This is a genomic window from Massilia sp. CT11-108, from assembly GCF_047302915.1.
GTDB classification, from domain to species: domain Bacteria; phylum Pseudomonadota; class Gammaproteobacteria; order Burkholderiales; family Burkholderiaceae_D; genus Telluria; species Telluria orientalis.
The window spans coordinates 1-350 of sequence record NZ_JBKYMO010001350.1; the positions used below are offsets into that span (position 1 = coordinate 1).

A 350-nucleotide genomic window follows, 5' to 3' on the forward strand; every position below is an offset into this window, starting at 1 on the left:
CGCCACGTTCCGTCCGGACGCGTGCCCTACCGCTCGGACTCGCCGCTGTTCACGCCGTTGCCGCTCGACCTGATCGCGGAACCGCCGGTACTGGTCGAAAAAGTGGAAGCCAGCTGACCGGGAGCCGCCGCTCCACGTACTTCAAACCGGGCGGCGGCCACCGCCCGGCCATCTTCTCCCACCAGCTTCACTTCATGCTCGCCCGGAAGCGGTGCCCACGTGGCACTCCGGTCGGCCGGGCCGGCATCCGCGCCATCGAGTTCCCAGCGCAGGCCCGCGCCGCCGTAGGCGCGCAGGCTCACGCGCTGCAGCGGTGCCGGGATGTCCGGATCGAGCGCGATGACACTGTC

The 350-nt window shown here is 70.9% G+C and carries 1 pseudogene; it reads right to left on the reverse strand.

Features of this window, described 5'->3' with window-relative positions:
- Positions 1–26: 26 nt before the first annotated feature.
- Positions 27–350, reverse strand: a pseudogene (locus tag ACEN88_RS34745) (penicillin-binding protein 1C); the annotation flags it as partial.